This window comes from Lactococcus muris (assembly GCF_042849115.1).
Classification (GTDB): domain Bacteria; phylum Bacillota; class Bacilli; order Lactobacillales; family Streptococcaceae; genus Lactococcus; species Lactococcus muris.
In genome coordinates, this window is record NZ_BAAFQO010000010.1 from 15,308 (window position 1) to 34,375 (window position 19,068).

Sequence of the window (19,068 nt, forward strand, 5' to 3'; positions counted from 1 at the left end):
CCTATGGTGTATAAAACCAACTTGGATGGATTTAAGCCAAAGCTTTGAAACTTCAAAGTACACTTACTTTTAAAAGTTGCCACAGGCTAACTGTGGCATTGATTGTATTTTTTTATTTGCCTAAAGCAAAAGTTAAGGTACCTTTTGCAGCCAATTTACCGTCAACCTTAGCCTCAGCTTCAACAACAGCAATCGGTCCACGACGTTTGATAAATTTAGCATGCAAGATCAGCTGATCTCCGGGAACAACCTGCTTTTTATACTTTACATTATCCATTCCAGCATAAAAAACAAGTTTTCCTTTGTTTTCAGGTTTTGAAAGTTCCAACACACCCGCAGCCTGTGCCAAGGCTTCCATAATCAATACACCCGGCATTACTGGATATTGTGGAAAATGCCCTTGGAAAAATTCTTCGTTAATCGTCACATTCTTGATGGCGGTGATTTCATCATCCGCGATATCAATCACACGATCCACTAAAAGAAAAGGATAACGGTGAGGCAATGCCTCCATAATTTTTGTGACGTCAATATTTACTTCTGTCATTTTTTACCGCTCCTTTATTTAATGCGTACTAATTCTTGACCGAATTCAACCACATCCTCGGCATTGACCATGATTTCAGTGATTACCCCATCTTTAGGTGCTGGAATTTCGTTCATGACTTTCATTGCTTCAATGATAAGTAAGGTTTGGCCTTTTTTGACTGTATCTCCAACAGTAACAAATTCAGGCTTGCCCGGTGCAGGTTGCAAGTAAGCTACACCAACCAAAGGACTTGTTACTGCTTCGCCTTCTGCTGTGGCGATTTCTTCCACACGCTGCTCTGTTTCTACCGCAAGTTCTGTGCGATTTTCGCTTACAGGTGCTAACGCGCTTGCTTTTGCTTCTGGAAGGACTGATTCAGCTGCTGCTGCAAGAACTTTATTTTCATTTTTTGAGAAAGACAGTTCTCCTTCTGCTGTACGCCAAGAAAATTCACGCAAACTCGAACCGTCAAACTGTGTCATCAACTCTTTTACTTCATTAATATTCATTCTTATATCCCGCTCGCTTTCTTTTCCACAACCTAGGTTAAAGTGCACTTAGACTCTGAGAAAGAAAGCAGAGTGCTTATCTTTCTTTTAAACTAATCTGTGAATTTTTTAAAGGCCAATACGGCATTGTGTCCACCAAATCCAAAGTCTTGTGACAATGCGTAATTAATCTTAGCATCTTGGCCTTGACCAAGAACGACATTGATTGTCATGCCCTCGTCCAATTCTTTTGTTCCAGCATTCACTGGTGCAAACTGATTTAAAATAGCTTGTACTGTCGCTACTGCTTCGATAGCTCCTGTCGCTCCGAGAGCATGACCATGTAAAGCCTTTGTCGATGAAACCAAAGCTTTATCCCCAATAACATTATGGATAGCTTTTGCTTCTGTTTCTTCATTGGCAGGTGTTGATGTCCCGTGTGCATTGACATAGTCCACATCAGCTCCAGAAATACCTGCTTCTTCTAAGGCAAGCTTTATCGCATTTTCAGCACCAACACCTGATGGTGTTGTCATATGATAGGCATCATTTGTGTTACCATAACCAACAATTTCGGCTAAGATATTTGCACCACGTGCTTGTGCATGTTCAAGATTTTCCAAAATCAAGACACCCGCACCTTCACCCATAACAAAGCCCGAACGGTCCTTGTCAAATGGACGGCAAGCAATTGAAGGATCCGCCTCCTTTGTCAAAGCAGTCAAGTTGGCAAAGCCAGCAATGCCAAGCTCACAAATCGCAGCTTCAGCACCACCAGCGATAATAGCATCCGCATAACCATGTTTAATCTCACGGAAAGCTGAACCAATAGAGTTTGCCCCTGCTGCGCACGCTGTAACTTCAGCACGCGATACACCATGCGCACCAGTACGCAAGGCAACATTACCTGTCGCCATGTTGGCAATTGCCAATGGCACATAAAGTGGTGTTACTTTACGTGGACCTTTAAGTAGTGCTTGTGAGTTCTTTTGTGTTTGCTCCAAGCCACCGATACCTGAGGCCATGATACAACCTAAGCGATCGTAATTTGTGTTCTCTGGAGTTATGCCTGACATTTCCATAGCTTCAAGAGCCGCATAGACAGCATAAAGTGAAAAAGTATCCATACGACGGGCATCTTTTTTCTCAAAATGCTTTTCAAATGGAAATTCTTTGACTTCAGCTGCCACACTAATACCTGTAGCTTCAGCATCAAAGCGCGTAATTGGACCGATACCTGTTTTACCGGACTTAAGGCTGTTCCAAAATTCTTCTGGTGTATTACCGATAGCACTGGTTACACCGTAACCTGTAATGACTACACGATTCATCTTTTTCTCCTTTGGAGTTTGTTACAAACTTCTTTTTAGACTAATCTGGTGTAAGGCTACATGACCATGCCACCGTCAATAGACAATACTTGCCCTGTCATGTATTCTTGCTCTGCAAGGAATTTCACGACTGTAGCGACTTCTTCTGGTTGACCAAAACGCTTCATTGGGATTTGGCCCTTCATTGCATCCTTGACTTTATCTGAAAGAACTTCCGTCATATCTGAATCAATAAAGCCCGGTGCTACAGCATTGACACGTACATTACGCCCAGCCACTTCACGCGCAATTGATTTTGTCAAACCAATCAATCCAGCTTTTGAAGCTGCATAGTTGGCTTGGCCCGCATTACCAATTAAGCCGACCACGGAAGTAATATTAATAATTGCGCCTTCTCTCGCACGTGTCATTGGCTTCAAAACAGCTTGTGTCATATTGAAAGCACCTGTGAGGTTTACTTTCAAAACGGCTTCAAAATCTTCTTCGCTCATTTTCAATGATAAACCATCACGAGTTATTCCCGCATTATTGACCAGAACATCAACTGAGCCTAAAGCATCAACTGCTTCTGCAACCATACGTTTGGCATCATCAGCTTGCGAAATATCGCCAGATACGCCGACCGCCTTAACACCAAAAGAAGTGAACTCTGACAAGAGGGATTCAGAAATAGCTGAACGTCCATTGATAATCACGTTCGCACCAGCTTGCGCAAACTGCAAGGCAATCGCCTTACCAATACCACGTGTTGAGCCCGTCACAAAGACATTTTTATTTTTAATTTCCATTATTTTTCCTGTTCTTATGATTTTTAATTGCTCTCAAACCAAGTTCTACAGTGACAACTCTCACTTATTTCATAAGCTTAAGCTTCTTCTGCCATCAAAGCCTTGAATGAGGCAAGATCTTCAACATTGGTAAAGCTGGCTTCCTTGTCTATTTTTTTAATAAAACCAGAAAGAACTTTACCAGGTCCAACTTCAATAAAGCGTTGTACGCCGAGTTCTTTCATTGTTTCAATAGACTCGTAGAAACGTACCGGCTCCATCACTTGACGCGTGAGGAGTACTTTTATCTCTGACTGCTGCATCACTTGGGCTGTCGTATTTGAGATAAGCGCCATGCTGAAGTTGTTAAAATGAACATGTTCAAGTGCTTGGGCTAACTTTTCGCTCGCGGGTTTTAAAAGGGCTGTATGGAAAGGACCAGATACTTTCAGCTCAATCATACGTTTCACACCAGCTTCTTTCAGAAGTTCCACAGCGTAATTAACAGCTTCGGCTTGACCACCAATAACGATCTGTGCAGGGGTGTTATAGTTGGCTGGACTTACAATCCCACGCTCTGATGCTTGTTCACAAATTTCTTCGATCAAAGCAGCTTCTGTATTCATCACAGCAACCATTTTACCTGATCCTGTTGGCGCAGCTTCAGTCATATATTGACCACGTTTTGCAACCAAAGCAACAGCTTCTGCAAAACCTAGCGCACCACTGGCTACTAATGCAGAGTACTCCCCTAGAGAAAGACCGGCCACAAGGTCTGGTTGAATGCCCTTCTCTGAAAGTAAGCGAAGGATCGCTACAGACGTTGTTAAAATGGCTGGTTGGGTATGTTGTGTTTCGTTGAGTTTTGCTTCATCATTATCAATTAAGTCACGAAGGTCATAACCCAAGACTTGACTTGCCTGATCAAAAGTTTCTCTGACAATGTCAAATTCATCAAAAAGGTCCTTAGCCATTCCCAGCTTTTGAGCGCCTTGACCAGAAAAAAGAAATGCTGTTTTCATATTTTTTAATTTCACAAAATTTAATTTTTGTGACACTTCCTAATTTTCAAAATTTATCACAAGTGAAAAACGGGGCTTTCACCCCATTATTCCGTTTATTGTTGAGCTTCGACATATTTTACGAGATCAGCAACAGTTTTCATGTCTGCTTCTGTATCTACTTCAACATCAAACTCATCTTCAATATCATTAATAATTTGGAAAAGGTCAAGTGAGTCCGCATCGAGTTCTTCAAATGAAGTTTCGAGTGTTACTTCTTCTTTTTCTTTGCCGAGTTCATCAGCGATGATGTCTTGTACTTTTTCAAATACTGCCATTGTATTTCTCCTTAATGTGTAGAAAATATATATATTATAGCGTGATAAATCACTCGTATAACCAAATTTAAAACTTGTCTCTCTCGTTTAAAGATTGACAATAAGTGTGCCCCAAGTGAGGCCGCCACCAAAACCAGTTTGGACAATTTTAGAATTTTTGTCCAAAGAAAGTTTACCATTTTTTACGGATTCTGACAAGAGAATAGGTATAGATGCTGCACTTGTGTTACCATAGTCCTGCATGTTCTGTAGGAATTTACTCCGTTCAGCACCTAGCTTCTTAGCCATTTTATCCAAAATTCGAGAGTTAGCCTGATGCAACAAAAAATAGTCAATATCTTCTGGCTTCAAGTTTGCTTTTTCTAAGGTTTCTTGGATATTTTGCGGAACATCACGAACCGCAAAATCAAAGATAGCACGCCCGTCCATTTTAATAAACTCTGCAACAGGTTTTGGGCCGGCTAAAAGGCCTGGACGGAGTTCTAAGTGATTAGAGGTAAGCGAATTTCCTCTTGATCCATCTGTGCGTAAATGTTCAGCGATAATCAAAGGTTTTGTTCCTGTGTTTTCCAAAAGAACTCCCCCTGCACCATCACCAAAAAGAACGGCCGTGGAACGGTCTGACCAGTCTAATGACTTAGACAAGACTTCTGCCCCAATAACCATACCACGTGTGTAGCCACCTGCAATCAGTTTCTCAGCAGTGGATAAAGCGAAAACAAATCCCGAACAAGCTGCTGTCAAATCATAAGCAAAAGCACGATGTGCACCAATTTTTGACTGAACCAATGCTGCCGTACTCGGCATACTGCCATCTGGAGATATCGTTGCCACAATGATAAAGTCAATTTGATCCGCTGACAAATCAGCTTGAAGGAGTAACTGTTCGCCAACTTTAGCAGCCAAATCACTGGTATTTTCGTCAACTGTAATGTGTCGCTGCTTAATACCCGTCCGTGAATAAATCCACTCGTCACTCGTGTCCATGATTTTTGCCAAATCATCATTTGACACAATATTTTCGGGCACATAGTGTGCCACTTGGGTAATTTTAGCGAAAGGCATTATTTCATATTCTCCAATGACTTGTGTAGTTCTTCAAGCTCACCTGCAAGTTTGTTCTCCGTTGTCCCATAAACACTTGACATAAGTTTTTCGGAAATCTGACGGAAAAACTCACTATGTGAGGCACAAAGCGCTTTACCCTTTTCTGTCAAAACGACATGAGCCACACGCCGATCACGGTCTGAGCGCTCACGTCTAATATATCCCTTAATTTCCAAGCGATTAAGTGTAATGGTAATTGTGGAAAGGGCCATCTTTTGGTTCTTAGCAATATCCGTAGCTCGGCAAGTTCCTAAAGTATGGATAAGTGTCAGTTGTTGAAGCTCTTTCACAGTCACATCTGGATAATCGGAATCCTTCAAGAACTGTTCTTCTAAGTTCATGAAATCGTGGAAAAGTTGAATCAACCATTCATTAATTTTGTCAAAATCTGTTTTCATTTGTACGTCCTGATATTTTGATGATGCAAACCATTTACAATACAAAATTGTACCATAATAAAAATAATTTGCAAGTGCTAAGTAGTTTGAGATATGACAAGGCATGAAAAAAATTATGAGAAGGCGACAAAATTACCCAGCCTATTTCATCCTTAAAAGCCGCGAAACCTCACTCAAAACGGCTCATCTTCTATCAAAAATGTCTTTCGTGTATTTGCCGTGAACCCGAGCACTCAACTCCTCCACGATTTTAAGGCTCCCAAATAATTGCGGATAAAAAAATAAGAACCTTTTATCTGTCAACTTTCTCAAATATTTTTCTTTCTCAGAAGACTTTAACGCACTTCTATTGCTTTGAACTTTTCGTCTCGTCTACTTGTGCTTAATTTTATTATAACAAAATAAAAGTTAAATATTCTCTACCTTTTCCAAATTTGAACTGTCTTTAACACAAAAGTTGACGTTTTGATAACTTTTTTACATTTTGTATAAAAAACTCTTGGAAAATCATCCAAGAGCCAGCTTTGTCTTCATTATTCGGTTTGACGAATGAGTGCTTCAGTATAGTCGGAAAGTTGCTCCATTGATGCTGTCGGACCCCCAAAGAAATACACCTTGTCATAATCCATCGTAACGACATGTCCTTCTTTAACTGCCTTTAGATTTTTCCAGACAGGATTTTTTTGAAGTGCTTCATACTGCGCCCTATCTGCATTTTTAAAATCTACAAATATATAATCTGCATCAAAGTCTTTTAAGCTTTCAGCATTAACTTCCGCATATCCCATTCCCTCAGATAACTCTGTCATCTTGGATGACTTTTGAAAACCTAGGCCACGGGTTAATGCTTGCCCACCACGGGCAAAGTTATCTCCATAAGCATAGATTTTATCACCCTGCAATTCTAATAAAGAAATTCTTGACTTTGCTGGGTCTATGCCATGATTTTTAAGTTTTTCTCTTTGTGCCTCCGCTTTTTTATCAAATTTTTTGATAAATGCTTCCTTTTCGTTTTCACGGTTGAGAAGTTTAGCAAAGAAGTTCAAGGATTTATCCATAGTGTTCACCTCTTGGTAGTTAACCAGAACGGTGGGAGCTATCTTTTCATAATCTGAAACTTGACTTTTATCCACAGTCACAATCAAGTCTGGTTTCTGAGCAATGAGTTTTTCCAGATTAAAACTTGGGGAGCCTAAATCTACCATATTCTCTTTTTGTTTCTTTGAGAGGTAAGGGTTTGGAAAGGCCCATGAATCTGTTCCCACTACATTTCCTCCTAATGTTACGATATCATCAGGATAGTTTTGTACAGCGATACGTTCAGGGTGAGCAGGTACTTCTACTTCTCCATTCGAAGCTGCAAAAGTTACTTTTTCCTCTTCTTTTGACTGTGATATATCTAAGCTCGAACAGGCAGAAAGCCCTAAAAGTCCTAATGCTGCTAAAGTTAAAGAAAATAATTTAAGATGTTTCATACAACTCCTCTTTCAAATTTTTTGTATTAAGTATATGTAGTAGGGCGCACCGATGAGCGCGACCATAAAACCAAGAGGTAAACTTGACGGTGCAATGATCGTCTGTGATAGGCTATCCGCTAAGAGTAAAATAATCATGGCTACAACTGCTGTTGCCAAAGAACGTTTCTTGCTTTCAAAACCAACAAGCTCACGCGCTATATGTGGGGCAATCAGGCCAATGAAGGCCAGTCCTCCGACCAGCAAGACACCAATTGAGGCAAAAAGTAAAGCCAGTATATAAAATTGCATTTTACTTTTCTTGACGTCCAAACCAAGACTTGTCGCCATTTCTTCACCAAGACTTAGTACCTCCAATTTTTTTCTGTAAAAATATAGGATAGTAAGACCAATAAGCAATAAAAAACATGTAAAAGCAAGAAAGGCCTGACTAGTTTGCCAAACGTCCCCAGACAGCCAGATTGCAACTTGCTGAAAATCAAAGCGGTTAATGGTCAGTTGCATCAAGGTAATCAAGGCTTGAAAAAGAGCTGTAATCCCAAGTCCAATGAGCAGTACGCGAACATTACTCGCATTTCTCTTTAAAGCAAGCTGGTGAAGTAAGACAAACGCAAACAGAGCTCCTAGTGAAGCAAAGAGAGGATACATAAAAAGCCAAATTCCGGAGAGTTTCAACCACTGACTGATGAGGAGAAAAGAAACAGCCCCTGCGCTTGCGCCACTAGTAATCCCTAAAGTTCCAGCATCAGCCAGAGGATTGTCCACTGTGGTTTGAATGATGAGACCAGCCATCGACAAAGCGACCGCCGCAATGAGGACAGCCAACATACGTGGCAGCCTAAATTGCGGAACAAGTATAGAAAGCAATGGCCAATCTGTAGAAAAATATGTCAAATCGATAATAATCAATGCAAGTAAAGTAAGAATCAAAAGTAAAAATTTCTTTTTCATTTTTCCTCCTGACTCATTGTGTAGATAAAGAAGATTGCTCCAACGACCAATGTCAAACTCCCGGCTGGAAACTCATAGGGTTTAAATAAATTCCGGGCCAACGTATCGGAAATAAGCAGAAGTAAAATCCCTAGTAAATTAGACATAAGGAGTTTCTTCAAAAAATGGCTTCCCACAAGTCGTCCTGCTAAATGCGGCGCCACCAATCCAACAAAACTAATCACCCCTACACTTGAAACGGTCACACCACTCGCTAAAGCCACCATCCCCATAATCAACAATCTCAATCTATTTACTGATACGCCAAGGCTCGTTGCCATCTCTTCACCAAGTGCCAGCAGTCTTATTTGATTAGCAAAAAGCAAAATTAAGCAGATAAAGACAGCCGTCACCACCATCAAAATTTCTAACTTTAAAAGTGTAATCCCTGAGAATGAACCAACAATCCACAAAAAATACGACTGCATATTTTTACTATAAAAAGTCAAGATACTCGCAAGACTTGTAGCAAACAGTCCTACAGAGGTTCCTACAAGTACAACTTTCATCGGCTGAAATTTACTTTTTACAGTTAAGAAAGCAACTACGACCAGTGCTATAAGTGCGCCGAGACTGGCTATCGCTGTACCCAGCTAGCCACCAGTTGAAAGTTTAAATACCAAAAGCAAGGCAAGCGCAAAACTCGCACCTCCCGATATCCCCAATGTGGATATCTCAGCAATGGGATTACCCGTCATAGTTTGAACTAAGAGCCCACTACTTGATAAAAGGATTCCCACAAAAAATAGAGCAAGTAGACGAGGCACACGCAACTGTAAAACAATACTTTCTCGCCAAAATTGGCTCAAACTATAGTTTTGCTCGCCCAGCATAAGGTAAAGCACAGACAGAACAATCAGCAAAATAAGGATAAAAACAATCTGATGAGAAAACTTCCTAATCTTCATTTTTTACCCCTGTAATCATCAAAGATTGACAAAAAAGATCTCGCCCCAGCCGAACCTGTAAACCAAAACTCTCGTGAATGACTTCTTCTGTGAATAGCTCTTCTACAGGCCCCGAAGCAAAAATCTTCCCTTCTTTGACAATAACCATATTATCTGCAAAACGTGCAGCATGGTTCAAGTCATGAATCACATAAACAACTGTCTTTTCCCTCTTCGCAGCAAAGCGTTTTAATAATTTCAGTATATCCAGTTGGTGCAGGAGATCAAGATATGTTGTTGGCTCATCCAGCAGAATGATTTCACTGTCCTGGGCCAAAATCATCGTAATAAAGACCCTTTGACGTTGTCCGCCAGAAAGCTGTTCAACGTGTTGATTCCGTAAGCCCCAAACTTCTGTTTCCTGCATGACCTGCTTGATAAATGTCCTATCTGTTTCAGATAAACTCTGCTGTGTGAGCTTTTGGTGAGGAAAGCGACCCAGACTTACCAATTCATACACCGTGATGTCACTCGGCACCTGCAGCGCTTGTGGCAGCAAGGTTAATATCTTAGCAATTTCTAAATTATTCCAGTTTGTTAGACGCTCATCCTTATAAATAACTTCTCCCTCGTACTTTATTAAACGACCCAAGGCTTTCAGCAAGGTTGATTTTCCTGAACCATTTACTCCGATAATCGCAGTGGTCTTCCCCTGCTCAATTTCTAAGGATACGTCTTTTAAAACCTGCTTTTTCCCATAATATACATTTAAGTTTTTTACCCCAAAATACATGAGTTTTTTTCCTTTTAGCTCTAGTCACTCTATAACGCTAATAATGTCAAATACTTTTTACATACCCCATTAAAACATACTTTACAAAAGTTAACAAGTAATTTCTCGATTATTTTAAAATTAAGAGGAAAAGAAAAACCCTCAGGTTCTATAGCCTGAAGGTTACTGGTTACTCTTTCAACTCTGGTGAGATCAAATGTTCTAAGACTCCTTTGTTCCTTCTTCCGGAATCTCGTAATTTCTTCTTAAAGAAAACTTGTCAGGGACTAAATCATAGCCCGGCTTGCAAAAAGGATGGCAACGTAAAAGACGCGCTGAGCCCATCGCAATCCCCTTTGCTGCCCCATGCTTTTCGATAGCTTGAATCATATAGTTCGAACATGTCGGATAATAGCGACAAGCTGGGGGCAGAAGGGGAGAAACGAATCTCTGGTAACCATGGACAGTCTTAACTAATATTTTTTTCATTTTCCCCTTTATTTTAAAGCTTCTAAAATATCTGCAACCATAAGCTCTGGCGTAAGATGGTAGCGGTCATAGAGTTCTTTTATAGCAACAGAGTCATTAAACTCTTTGGCCGCGCCATAGTTCAGTGTTTTAACACCAAATTTTCCAAGATATCCGGCAACTTTTTGACCGAATCCACCATCAACTACACCATCTTCTATAGTCACAAACACACTGTGGTCAGCCGTTAATTTTTCCAAAGTTTCCTTATCCAAATCAGCGACAAACAAAGGATTGATTAATGTTGCTTTTATATCTAACTTTTCGAGGGCATCCATCACTTTCTGACCATGACTAAAGAGTCCGCCAAGTGCTAAAATTGCTACTTCTGTCCCTTTTCGAACAATCTCATACTGTGCTTTGCTAAAGTCAACCAAACTTGAAGGCCGGTTCTCTACCCCGTGTTCTGGAATTTGCAAAATCACTGGACTTTCTTTTTGAGTGAGCGACCAATCCAACATCGCAAGCAGCTCTTCTTCGCTTGTAGGCGCCAAATAGACCAAATCTGGAATGTTTGAAAGCATTCCTATCGCAAAGCTGCCCTGATGCGTTTTATCAGAACCCGAAATGGAAGCAGACTTTACAATAACTACAGCCGGCTCTTTATTGATAGCCAAATCGTGTAAAAACTGATCGTAAGCGCGCTGCATAAATGTTGAACTGTGGAATATCATTGCACGAGCGCCGCCAGCTGCAACCGCACCTCCAAATGTTGTGACATACTGCTCAGCTATGCCGGCATCAACATAATTTTCTGGATGCTTTTCAGCAAATTCCTTAAGATTATTAATCATTGGTATGCCACCATTCACAGCGACAAGCGGCATGCCTTCGGAGACTTTTTCCTCCATATAGTCGAGAATAATTCTTGTATAGTTTTTCGTCTCACGACTATTTTTCAATGAGCCGTCTTCTAAGTTGAAAGGTGAACGCCAGTGAAAAGCTTCCTTCATATCAATGGCCGGCTGATAACCATGACCTTTTTCAGTGTTAATATGTAAAACAATCGGGTGTGTGATATCCTTCACTTCTTCAAAAAGGGAAATCAAAGCATCAAGATTATTCCCTTCCGCCAAATATTTATAATCTAGTCCAAAAGCTTTGAACATATTATTTGGAGATTGACCATTCGTCTCACGCAACTCAGCGAGCCCCTTATAAAGCCCTCCATGGTTTTCTGCAATTGACATTTGGTTGTCATTGAGGATAAGGATAAAGTTTTGATTATAGGCTCCTGCGTTACTGATCGCTTCTAAGGCCAAACCACCAGAAAGTGAGCCGTCCCCTAAAATAGCAATAATGTTTCCTTGTCCATCGGTCAAATCACGTGCTTTAGCAAGCCCAAGAGCATTAGCAACAGAAGTTGAAGTATGCCCCACAGTAAAGAAGTCGTGTTCAGACTCCTCTTGACTGGTATAACCTGTAATGTCATAGAAATGCCCATCCTCAAAGCCATGTTTACGCCCCGTCAGAATTTTGTGGGGATAAGTTTGATGACTAACATCCCAAACAAATTTATCCACAGGTGAATGAAAGACCTTGTGCAAGGCAATCGTCAGTTCAACAACACCAAGATTAGGTCCTGTGTGGCCACCAATCTTACTCACTTTATTCAACACAGCTCCCCGAATATCAGCAGCAAGCTCTGTCAGCTCTGATCGACTAAACTTTTTTATGTCTGCTGGTGTTTTTACTTTATCTAAAATAGTCATTGTTGTTTCTTTCTTGCTTATTTTTATTTTTACTTATCCATAGCGGATAAGTTCTCACTCTATTCTATTATTTTTTACTCACTTTTGCTGATTTTAGAGATGGGCTTGTACGTAATCGAACAACAAATTTTGTTCCCCTCGGAGGATTGTCCTCAACAGTTATTCGTCCATTATGGGCCTCAGCGATTTGCTGTGCCAAGGAAAGACCAAGTCCCAGTCCGCCTTTTTGACGTGTTCTCGCCTTATCCACACGATAAAAACGATCAAATATCTTCTTCTTATCTCCAGCACTGATTCCTTCACCATTATCTGCCACACTTAGTATAAGGGTCGAACCATTTTTTTGGACATCTACTTGAATTTCACCATCTTCGCCCGTATATTTCATGGCATTATCAAAGAGAATCGTCAAAAGCTGTTTGACAAGACTCTGATCCAAGCTCAGACTTCCGTCAAATTTTAAAGAAGTTTTCAGAGTTTTATCAGAACTTTCTGCCAAGAGCTGATAGTTACTAAAAATTGCTTCAAAAAATTCTTTATCCGTGGCTTCTGGACTTATTTTGATGTTATTATCTTGACGCGCCATGTTAAGAAGATTACTTGTCAGCAAGCGCATGTTTCGAACTTCAGATAGACTCTCCGAAATGTTTTCTGATTCTTCGATGATTGTCGCATTGGGATTTTGGAAAAGTAACTCCAGTCGGTTTTGTAAAATGGCAAGAGGCGTTCTCAACTCGTGGCTGGCATTTTCCACAAAAGCTTTCTGCTTTTCATAGGCCACCATCACAGGTCGTAAGGTCCAGTTTGCCAAGTACAGGCTGATAATAACAGAGATAAACCAGAACATCACCATCGTTGTAATGATAATAAAATTACTCCGGCTCAGGCTATCCTGGAGCTGATCGACGTTACTAAAGACTTGGATATAAGCCACGCTATTTTCTTCTGATACAGTTGATTGTGGCAGAGATAGCGTGATATAGCGATAATGCCAATCCGCCCCATAAGGATTTCTAATCGAGATGGACTTAATCTGTCCAACAGCATCCTTATCTAACTTTGCTACTTTTTCAAGCTGATAGCGAACCACATCAACTGTGATAATCTGCTGCTGGCTTTTCCCCGTTGTCTTGCTGACATCTATTGCACCAGCAGGGCCTAATATATTTCCCTCAGCATCATACATCACGATACTGTTTGTAGGACTGTAGCTGCCTTGATTAATTTCAAAGGTCCCCTGACTTATTCCCGCTTGATTAAGCGCTAAGGCCCTAAGAATATCTGGATTGGCCGCTAAATCACGTAAATTTTGATCTGTTGACTTATATACTCCACTGGTCAAGACTTGAAGAATAATGACTGTCAGCGCAAAGAAAATAATGGTGAAATCTAGAAAAAAATGAAGGAAATTTTTCCCATCATTTTTCACAATTGGCATCGATTTTATTTTTTCTATTATCTTTTTCATAAGGATTACCGTAAAATATAGCCGACATTACGCAAGGTAGCTAGATTTTGGGCAAAGTCAGTATCTTTCAGTTTTTTACGGATTTTACTCATATATACTTCAACTACAGTCACTGTCGTATCACTGTCAAATCCCCAAATCCGGTCAAAAATTTGCTCCTTGGGTAAAATAACGTTTTGGTTCTGCATCAGATAAACGACAAGGTCAAACTCCTTGCCTATCAACTCTACAGGTGTATCATCAACAAAAGCTGACTTGTTCGTCAGATTTAAGCGCACATTGCCATAGGAAAGTCCGTTAGCATCTTCAAGCTTTCCTGTGCGCTTCAAAAGAGCCTGAATACGTGCCTTCAACTCGTCGAGATAGAAGGGCTTGGTCAAGTAGTCATCTGCTCCAATATCAAAGCCATGCATCTTATCGTCCAATGACTCTTTTGCTGTCATAATCAACACAGGTGTATCAATTTTTTGATCCCGGAGTTCTTTCAGAACTTCAAAACCATCCTTTTCAGGCAACATCAAATCCAAAAGAATTAAATCATAGATGCCCATTTCTGCCTCATAAAGTCCCTCTTCACCGTCAAAGACCTGCTTTACTTCAGCAAAAGATTTCAAAAAATCATAAACTGATTTTGACAAAGAGAGGTCATCTTCAACTAATAATATCTTAATCATCGTATCCATCTTTCTTATATTAACGGGAGAACCATTTATTCAACGTTTCTCCGTCCCTTCCCTTTATTTTACACTATTATGACCTTTTTTTCTTATTTAAAGCTAAAAGTATCTAGGTTGGCACCTTTTATTGTCGTTCAAGTAAAAAAGAGACAGAGATTGAGCTTGCTCTCCAAAGAAAATGTCTTTTCAACTGTTTTTCTAGCGAATAAATAGGAGTGAAACACCCCTCATCAGGATTCCGCGCAAAAATGAACGCCATTTCCCATCCGCTCAAACCCTTATGAAAACGAAAAAGCGAATACGTCATGGTGGGGTCTTCGCTACTCTTTTTGACAAAAACCTTCTTGTTGTTGGTGCCGCAGTTGCAGTAGTCATAAGCGCAAACAAGCACCTTAACATAAAGCTTCTCTTAAGCAATGCTTATCGGCTGTCGATTAAAATCGCTAAAAGCCAAGCTTATGTACCCCAACATCAAACGTCTTATTCTGGTTTCATTTAATCTCTTCCTCTCCCCTCTTGCAGCACACGACATAAGGCGGTTCCCCCTTGTTTCTCCTAAAATATAAAAGCCAAGGGAAATAATACAAGCGTTAGAGTGAGAAAAATACTCAAAACGGAAGGTCTGTTCACCATCGCTTTGAGTATTTTATCCTTCACCTTATTTTTTTCGCTCTGTGCTTTCTCGCAAGATAAGCTCAAACGGAATAATTGTTTTATCGTGAAACCCTTCCTTATTCTGCGTTAAAGCCAGAAACTTCTCGACAGTCGCAGCACCAAGTCGAACAATATTGATGTCAAAAGTTGTCAGGTAAGGATGAACGATGGTTGAAAAGGCAGAGTTGTTATAGGTAATTACACTGACATCTTCAGGAACTTTGAGTCCCTGCTCCGCTAAACGGGCAATGACCTTAAGTGCTACAACCTCATCCATAACCACTAGTCCTGTCTCTGTTTGTAGGGACATGTTTTCGTCAAAAACAAGCAATTTGGGCTGCCTTTTACTCTTTAACATCTCATTTTGATACCCTTGATAGCGCTCTTTAAAAACTTCACCATCTTTAGTATCTGTTACAAAAGAAATCTCATCATGTCCTAAGTCTATCAAGTACCGTGCTGCTTCTTGGCCCATTAAGACATTATCATTATCCACATGGGTAATTTCATTTTGTTTCTCAGTTGGCGTACCGAGGAGTACGAAAGGAATTTTCTTATCCAAGAGATAGTCTCGTACACTGTCCGTTTGTCCAGCGTAAAGTACGATAAAGCCATCCACGCGTTTTTCAGAATACATCAAGGCAACTTGCTGTTTGAGCTCGCTTTCCTTGTATCCCGTTACAACAGCGATTGAAACATCGTATTTGCGTGCCGTCTCATTAATAGAAGTGAGGACTTTCATGTAGAAAGGCTGGTTGGACTTGTCTTCAACAGGTGGAAAGACAACACCAATAGTATTTGATTTTCCTGAAGCTAAAATCTGGGCCGCTACATTACGCGTGTAGCCTAGCTCTTGCATGGCTTTTCTTACTTTAACTTTGGTCTTTTCACTAATTTCCGGACTGTCTTTGAGCACGCGGCTAACAGTTGAAGCGTTGACCCCAGCTCTTTTTGCGACGTCTTTTATGGTAACGGCCATCTTTTATCTCCTGACTCTACTCTCTTCTACCTATTCTCCCAAACTTTTGTCAATAATTCAAGAGACAAAGCGCTTGTATCTGGAACGAGGGCGATATCTGTTCCTAATTCTTCGGGAGAACCTACACCGACAGGTACAGCACCAGCAGCCTTTATGGCTGAAATACCGGCCTGTGCATCCTCAATCCCGATACAAGCACTGATTGGCACGTCTACTCCAGCAGCGGCAGCCAAGAAGATATCTGGTGCTGGTTTAGAAAAAGCAACCTTTGCTGGATCAGCAATCGCATCAAAATACGAGCTTAAACCCAGTGCTTCGAGAAGAAAGGGCCCGTTTTTCGAGGCAGAAGCCAGTGCAATCTTGATATCTTTTTCACGCAAATTTTCTAATAAAGCAAGAATCCCCGGATAGACATCGTTTGGTCCCACTTTTTGAATCATTTGAACATAATTGTCATTTTTTTGTTTAGCAAGCTGAGCAAAGGCTTCAGGCCCATAGTCCTCTACTTTCCCCCCAAGCTCCAATATTTTTCTGAGTGAATCTTCTCGAGATACCCCTTTCAACTGCTCATTGAATGTCCTGTCGACGCCTGAAATTCCCAACTCCTCAGCCAAGGCTTTCCAAGCCTGAAAATGGTACTCGGCAGTATCTGTAATCACACCATCTAAGTCAAATAATACAGCTTTAAACATGCTTCACCTCTGTTTCATATGTATCTTTCAGATGCACTTTTTCTCCGTAAACTTCAAGCTCTATCGCATCACCTTTAAGCAACTCAAGCACTAACTTTTCACCCACGCTAACTTTGAGCAAACGTCCCCGGTAATTGATGTGGAAACTGTAAGATTCCCAAGCTTTCGGAAGGAAAGGTGCAAAGCTCAATTGACCATTCCAAGTTTTCATTTGAGCAAAACCTTGGACAATAGCCAGCCAAGAGCCTGTCATTGAAGTAATGTGTAAGCCGTCCTCTGTGTCATTGTTATAGTTGTCCAAGTCTAAGCGTGCTGTACGCTCATACATTTCTACGGCCTTATCTTCCATGCCAAGCTCGGCAGCCAAAATAGCATGAATCGAAGGCGAAAGCGAGCTTTCATGAACGGTTAGGGGCTCGTAGAAATCAAAATTACGGCGCTTTTCTTCTAGACTATAGCGATCCCCAAAGAAGTAAATCCCTTGCAAAACATCAGCTTGCTTGATATATGGGGAACGCAAGATTCTATCCCAAGACCAGTTTTGATTCAAAGGCAAATGTTCAGGTTCCAGCTCAGCTACTGGCGTCAAGTCCTTATCCAAGAAACCATCATGTTGGACAAAAATTCCTAGCTCCTCATCTTCTGGGTAGTACATGTGAGCAATGATGTCTTTCCATTTTGCCAACTCATCTGCTGACACAGCTAAATCTGGACGAGGATACTTTTCCAAGCTTTCTAATGTATAAGCCAAAACCCAGCTGGCCAGTGTATTGGTATACCAATTATTATTGATGTTGTTTTCATATTCATTTGGGCCAGTCACACCATGGATCATGTAAGCTTTTTTGCGTTCTGAATAGTGGACACGATCCGCCCAAAAGCGAGCAATTTCAACCAGAACTTCTAAACCTTCATGAGCCAGGTAAGTTTCATCTCCTGTATAGTTGGTATAGTTATAGATGGCATAGGCAATAGCACCGTTACGATGAATTTCCTCAAAGGTTATTTCCCACTCGTTATGACATTCTACTCCTGTAAAAGTTACCATTGGGTAGAGGGCACCGGCCAAATCTTGCTGTCTCGCGTTGTGCTGTGCTTGGGGCAATTGTTTATGACGATAGCGCAGAAGATTTTCTGTTACCTTTTGATCCGCTAGAGCGAGGTAGAGCGGTACAGCATAAGCCTCTGTATCCCAATAAGTTGCTCCTCCATATTTTTCCCCTGTAAATCCTTTAGGACCAATGTTTAGACGTTCGTCTTCCCCATAATAAGTAGCAAAAAGTTGGAAAAGGTTAAAACGAATCCCTTGTTGTGCGAGATCGGAACCTTTGATTTCAACATCAGCAAGCGCCCAGCGTTTAGCCCAAGCTTGCACGTGTTCCTGTAAGAGTTGCGCATAACTCTTTTCTTTTATTACTTGTTCTAACTCAAATAAGGCAGCTTTCATCTCTGTGAGGTCTGCATAGTCACGGCTAGTCAAAACAAGGACACGCTTTTCAAAATGCAGTTTTTCCTGCTCTAAGACAGCTTCATGAAAATCAAGAACTTTTTCATCTTCAAGTTCCTGCCCTGTCGCTTGAAGATCGCCTTTGAAGCTTTGGCCTGCGAGCACCGTAAATTGTTCCACACCAAAAGGATTAGGCACCGTTTGGCTGGCAATATACGAACCTGCATGGTTTTCCCCTTTGTCTAAAACAGCCCAGAATTTTTCTTCATAATTCGAATCTTCATTGTGCACATCTGCATCGATAAAGGACTCAGTTCGAATCGTATGTGCCTTGCCATCCAAGCTCTTGAAACGGAAAGAAAAGACGGCCAACTCAGGATGAACAATAGATAAAAAGCGCTCAACAGATACAGCTACACCTGATTTTTCATAATGGTAAGAGAGTGTTCCTTTTTGCATATCTAGAGCAATATGGAAGTTTTTGATAGTATCTGTATACAAATCCACTTCTTCCCCGTCGATGAAGACAGAAACACCAGAGAAATTCATCGCATTAATGGCTTTGCCAAAATATTCAGGATAGCCATTTTTCCACCAGCCAACACGCGTTTTATCAGGGAACCAAACCCCTGCAATATAGGTACCTTGATGGTGATCCCCTGAATATTTTTCAGAAAAATTTCCGCGCATTCCCATATAGCCATTACCAAGCGAAGTCAAGGACTCCTGCAAACGGCGTTCTTCTTTTTCCAATGTATTTGACTGGATTAACCAAGGGTCAACTTCCATGATTCTATTGATTTTTTTCATATTTCCTTCTCCCTTTCT

General features: G+C 40.8%; 19 protein-coding genes and 1 pseudogene. 1 reads left to right on the plus strand and 19 read right to left on the minus strand.

All coding sequences use genetic code 11. The features are described 5' to 3' along the window. Positions 1–112: 112 nt before the first annotated feature. The 16 genes and pseudogenes from fabZ to ACGHCK_RS07055 form a co-directional block, all read right to left on the minus strand. A complete protein-coding gene (gene fabZ, locus ACGHCK_RS06980) occupies positions 113–547 on the minus strand; it encodes a 3-hydroxyacyl-ACP dehydratase FabZ (protein WP_251420656.1) in 435 nt (144 codons plus the stop codon). A 14-nt stretch (positions 548–561) separates the two neighbouring features. Next, positions 562–1,038 (minus strand): acetyl-CoA carboxylase biotin carboxyl carrier protein, encoded by a 477-nt coding sequence (accB, locus tag ACGHCK_RS06985; protein WP_202230304.1) that lies wholly within the window; start codon positions 1,036–1,038, stop codon positions 562–564. Positions 1,039–1,130: 92 nt separating this feature from the next. Then, positions 1,131–2,348 (minus strand): beta-ketoacyl-ACP synthase II, encoded by a 1,218-nt coding sequence (gene fabF / locus ACGHCK_RS06990; protein WP_251420658.1) that lies wholly within the window; start codon positions 2,346–2,348, stop codon positions 1,131–1,133. 56 nt (positions 2,349–2,404) lie between these two features. Next, positions 2,405–3,136 carry a 3-oxoacyl-[acyl-carrier-protein] reductase gene (fabG, locus tag ACGHCK_RS06995; protein WP_251420660.1) on the minus strand — a complete coding sequence of 244 codons (732 nt, stop codon included), beginning with the start codon at positions 3,134–3,136 and terminating at the stop codon, positions 2,405–2,407. Between the two features lie 77 nt (positions 3,137–3,213). Beyond that, positions 3,214–4,137, minus strand: a complete 924-nt coding sequence (gene fabD / locus ACGHCK_RS07000) for an ACP S-malonyltransferase (protein WP_251420662.1) — start codon at positions 4,135–4,137, stop codon at positions 3,214–3,216. 95 nt (positions 4,138–4,232) lie between these two features. Further along, entirely contained in the window at positions 4,233–4,454 is a 222-nt protein-coding gene (locus ACGHCK_RS07005; protein WP_202230300.1) for an acyl carrier protein, read from the minus strand. Between the two features lie 87 nt (positions 4,455–4,541). Then, positions 4,542–5,519 carry a beta-ketoacyl-ACP synthase III gene (locus tag ACGHCK_RS07010; protein WP_251420664.1) on the minus strand — a complete coding sequence of 326 codons (978 nt, stop codon included), beginning with the start codon at positions 5,517–5,519 and terminating at the stop codon, positions 4,542–4,544. Further along, complete coding sequence (locus tag ACGHCK_RS07015; protein WP_394304518.1) at positions 5,519–5,959, minus strand: MarR family winged helix-turn-helix transcriptional regulator; 441 nt, start codon at positions 5,957–5,959, stop codon at positions 5,519–5,521. Before ACGHCK_RS07015 ends, ACGHCK_RS07010 begins: the two co-directional genes overlap by 1 nt. Before the next feature lie 533 nt (positions 5,960–6,492). Then, the gene (locus ACGHCK_RS07020; RefSeq protein ID WP_271328006.1) at positions 6,493–7,434 is read right to left on the minus strand and encodes an iron-hydroxamate ABC transporter substrate-binding protein; all 942 of its coding nucleotides are present in this window, start codon (positions 7,432–7,434) and stop codon (positions 6,493–6,495) included. 12 nt (positions 7,435–7,446) lie between these two features. Next, positions 7,447–8,385, minus strand: a complete 939-nt coding sequence (locus ACGHCK_RS07025; RefSeq protein ID WP_202230295.1) for a FecCD family ABC transporter permease — start codon at positions 8,383–8,385, stop codon at positions 7,447–7,449. Then, positions 8,382–9,332, minus strand: a pseudogene (locus ACGHCK_RS07030) (FecCD family ABC transporter permease). The gene ACGHCK_RS07025 and the pseudogene ACGHCK_RS07030 overlap by 4 nt, the downstream one beginning before the upstream one ends. Next, on the minus strand, positions 9,322–10,104 hold the full coding sequence (locus ACGHCK_RS07035; RefSeq protein WP_251420670.1) for an ABC transporter ATP-binding protein: 783 nt from the start codon (positions 10,102–10,104) through the stop codon (positions 9,322–9,324). Before ACGHCK_RS07035 ends, ACGHCK_RS07030 begins: the two are co-directional and overlap by 11 nt. Positions 10,105–10,305: 201 nt before the next feature. Then, positions 10,306–10,572: a membrane protein insertion efficiency factor YidD gene (yidD, locus tag ACGHCK_RS07040; protein ID WP_251420672.1), complete on the minus strand. Its 267-nt coding sequence runs from the start codon at positions 10,570–10,572 to the stop codon at positions 10,306–10,308. Positions 10,573–10,580: 8 nt separating this feature from the next. Then, positions 10,581–12,323 (minus strand): 1-deoxy-D-xylulose-5-phosphate synthase, encoded by a 1,743-nt coding sequence (locus tag ACGHCK_RS07045; RefSeq protein ID WP_251420674.1) that lies wholly within the window; start codon positions 12,321–12,323, stop codon positions 10,581–10,583. A 67-nt stretch (positions 12,324–12,390) separates the two neighbouring features. Continuing rightward, positions 12,391–13,791, minus strand: coding sequence for a sensor histidine kinase (locus ACGHCK_RS07050; RefSeq protein WP_202230290.1), 1,401 nt, complete (start codon positions 13,789–13,791; stop codon positions 12,391–12,393). A 5-nt stretch (positions 13,792–13,796) separates the two neighbouring features. Then, positions 13,797–14,465 (minus strand): response regulator transcription factor, encoded by a 669-nt coding sequence (locus ACGHCK_RS07055; protein WP_237459927.1) that lies wholly within the window; start codon positions 14,463–14,465, stop codon positions 13,797–13,799. A gap of 283 nt (positions 14,466–14,748) precedes the next feature. Between ACGHCK_RS07055 and ACGHCK_RS07060 the strand changes: the two genes are divergently transcribed. After that, positions 14,749–14,967 carry a hypothetical protein gene (locus tag ACGHCK_RS07060; protein WP_251420676.1) on the plus strand — a complete coding sequence of 73 codons (219 nt, stop codon included), beginning with the start codon at positions 14,749–14,751 and terminating at the stop codon, positions 14,965–14,967. A gap of 159 nt (positions 14,968–15,126) precedes the next feature. Here ACGHCK_RS07060 and ACGHCK_RS07065 read toward each other — a convergent pair whose 3' ends face one another. The 3 genes from ACGHCK_RS07065 to ACGHCK_RS07075 are packed head-to-tail and all read right to left on the minus strand — an operon-like array spanning position 15,127 to position 19,050. Then, positions 15,127–16,101 carry a LacI family DNA-binding transcriptional regulator gene (locus ACGHCK_RS07065; RefSeq protein WP_251420678.1) on the minus strand — a complete coding sequence of 325 codons (975 nt, stop codon included), beginning with the start codon at positions 16,099–16,101 and terminating at the stop codon, positions 15,127–15,129. A gap of 26 nt (positions 16,102–16,127) precedes the next feature. Then, positions 16,128–16,793: a beta-phosphoglucomutase gene (gene pgmB / locus ACGHCK_RS07070; protein WP_202230286.1), complete on the minus strand. Its 666-nt coding sequence runs from the start codon at positions 16,791–16,793 to the stop codon at positions 16,128–16,130. Then, complete coding sequence (locus ACGHCK_RS07075) at positions 16,786–19,050, minus strand: glycoside hydrolase family 65 protein (protein WP_251420680.1); 2,265 nt, start codon at positions 19,048–19,050, stop codon at positions 16,786–16,788. Before ACGHCK_RS07075 ends, pgmB begins: the two co-directional genes overlap by 8 nt. Positions 19,051–19,068: the final 18 nt, after the last annotated feature.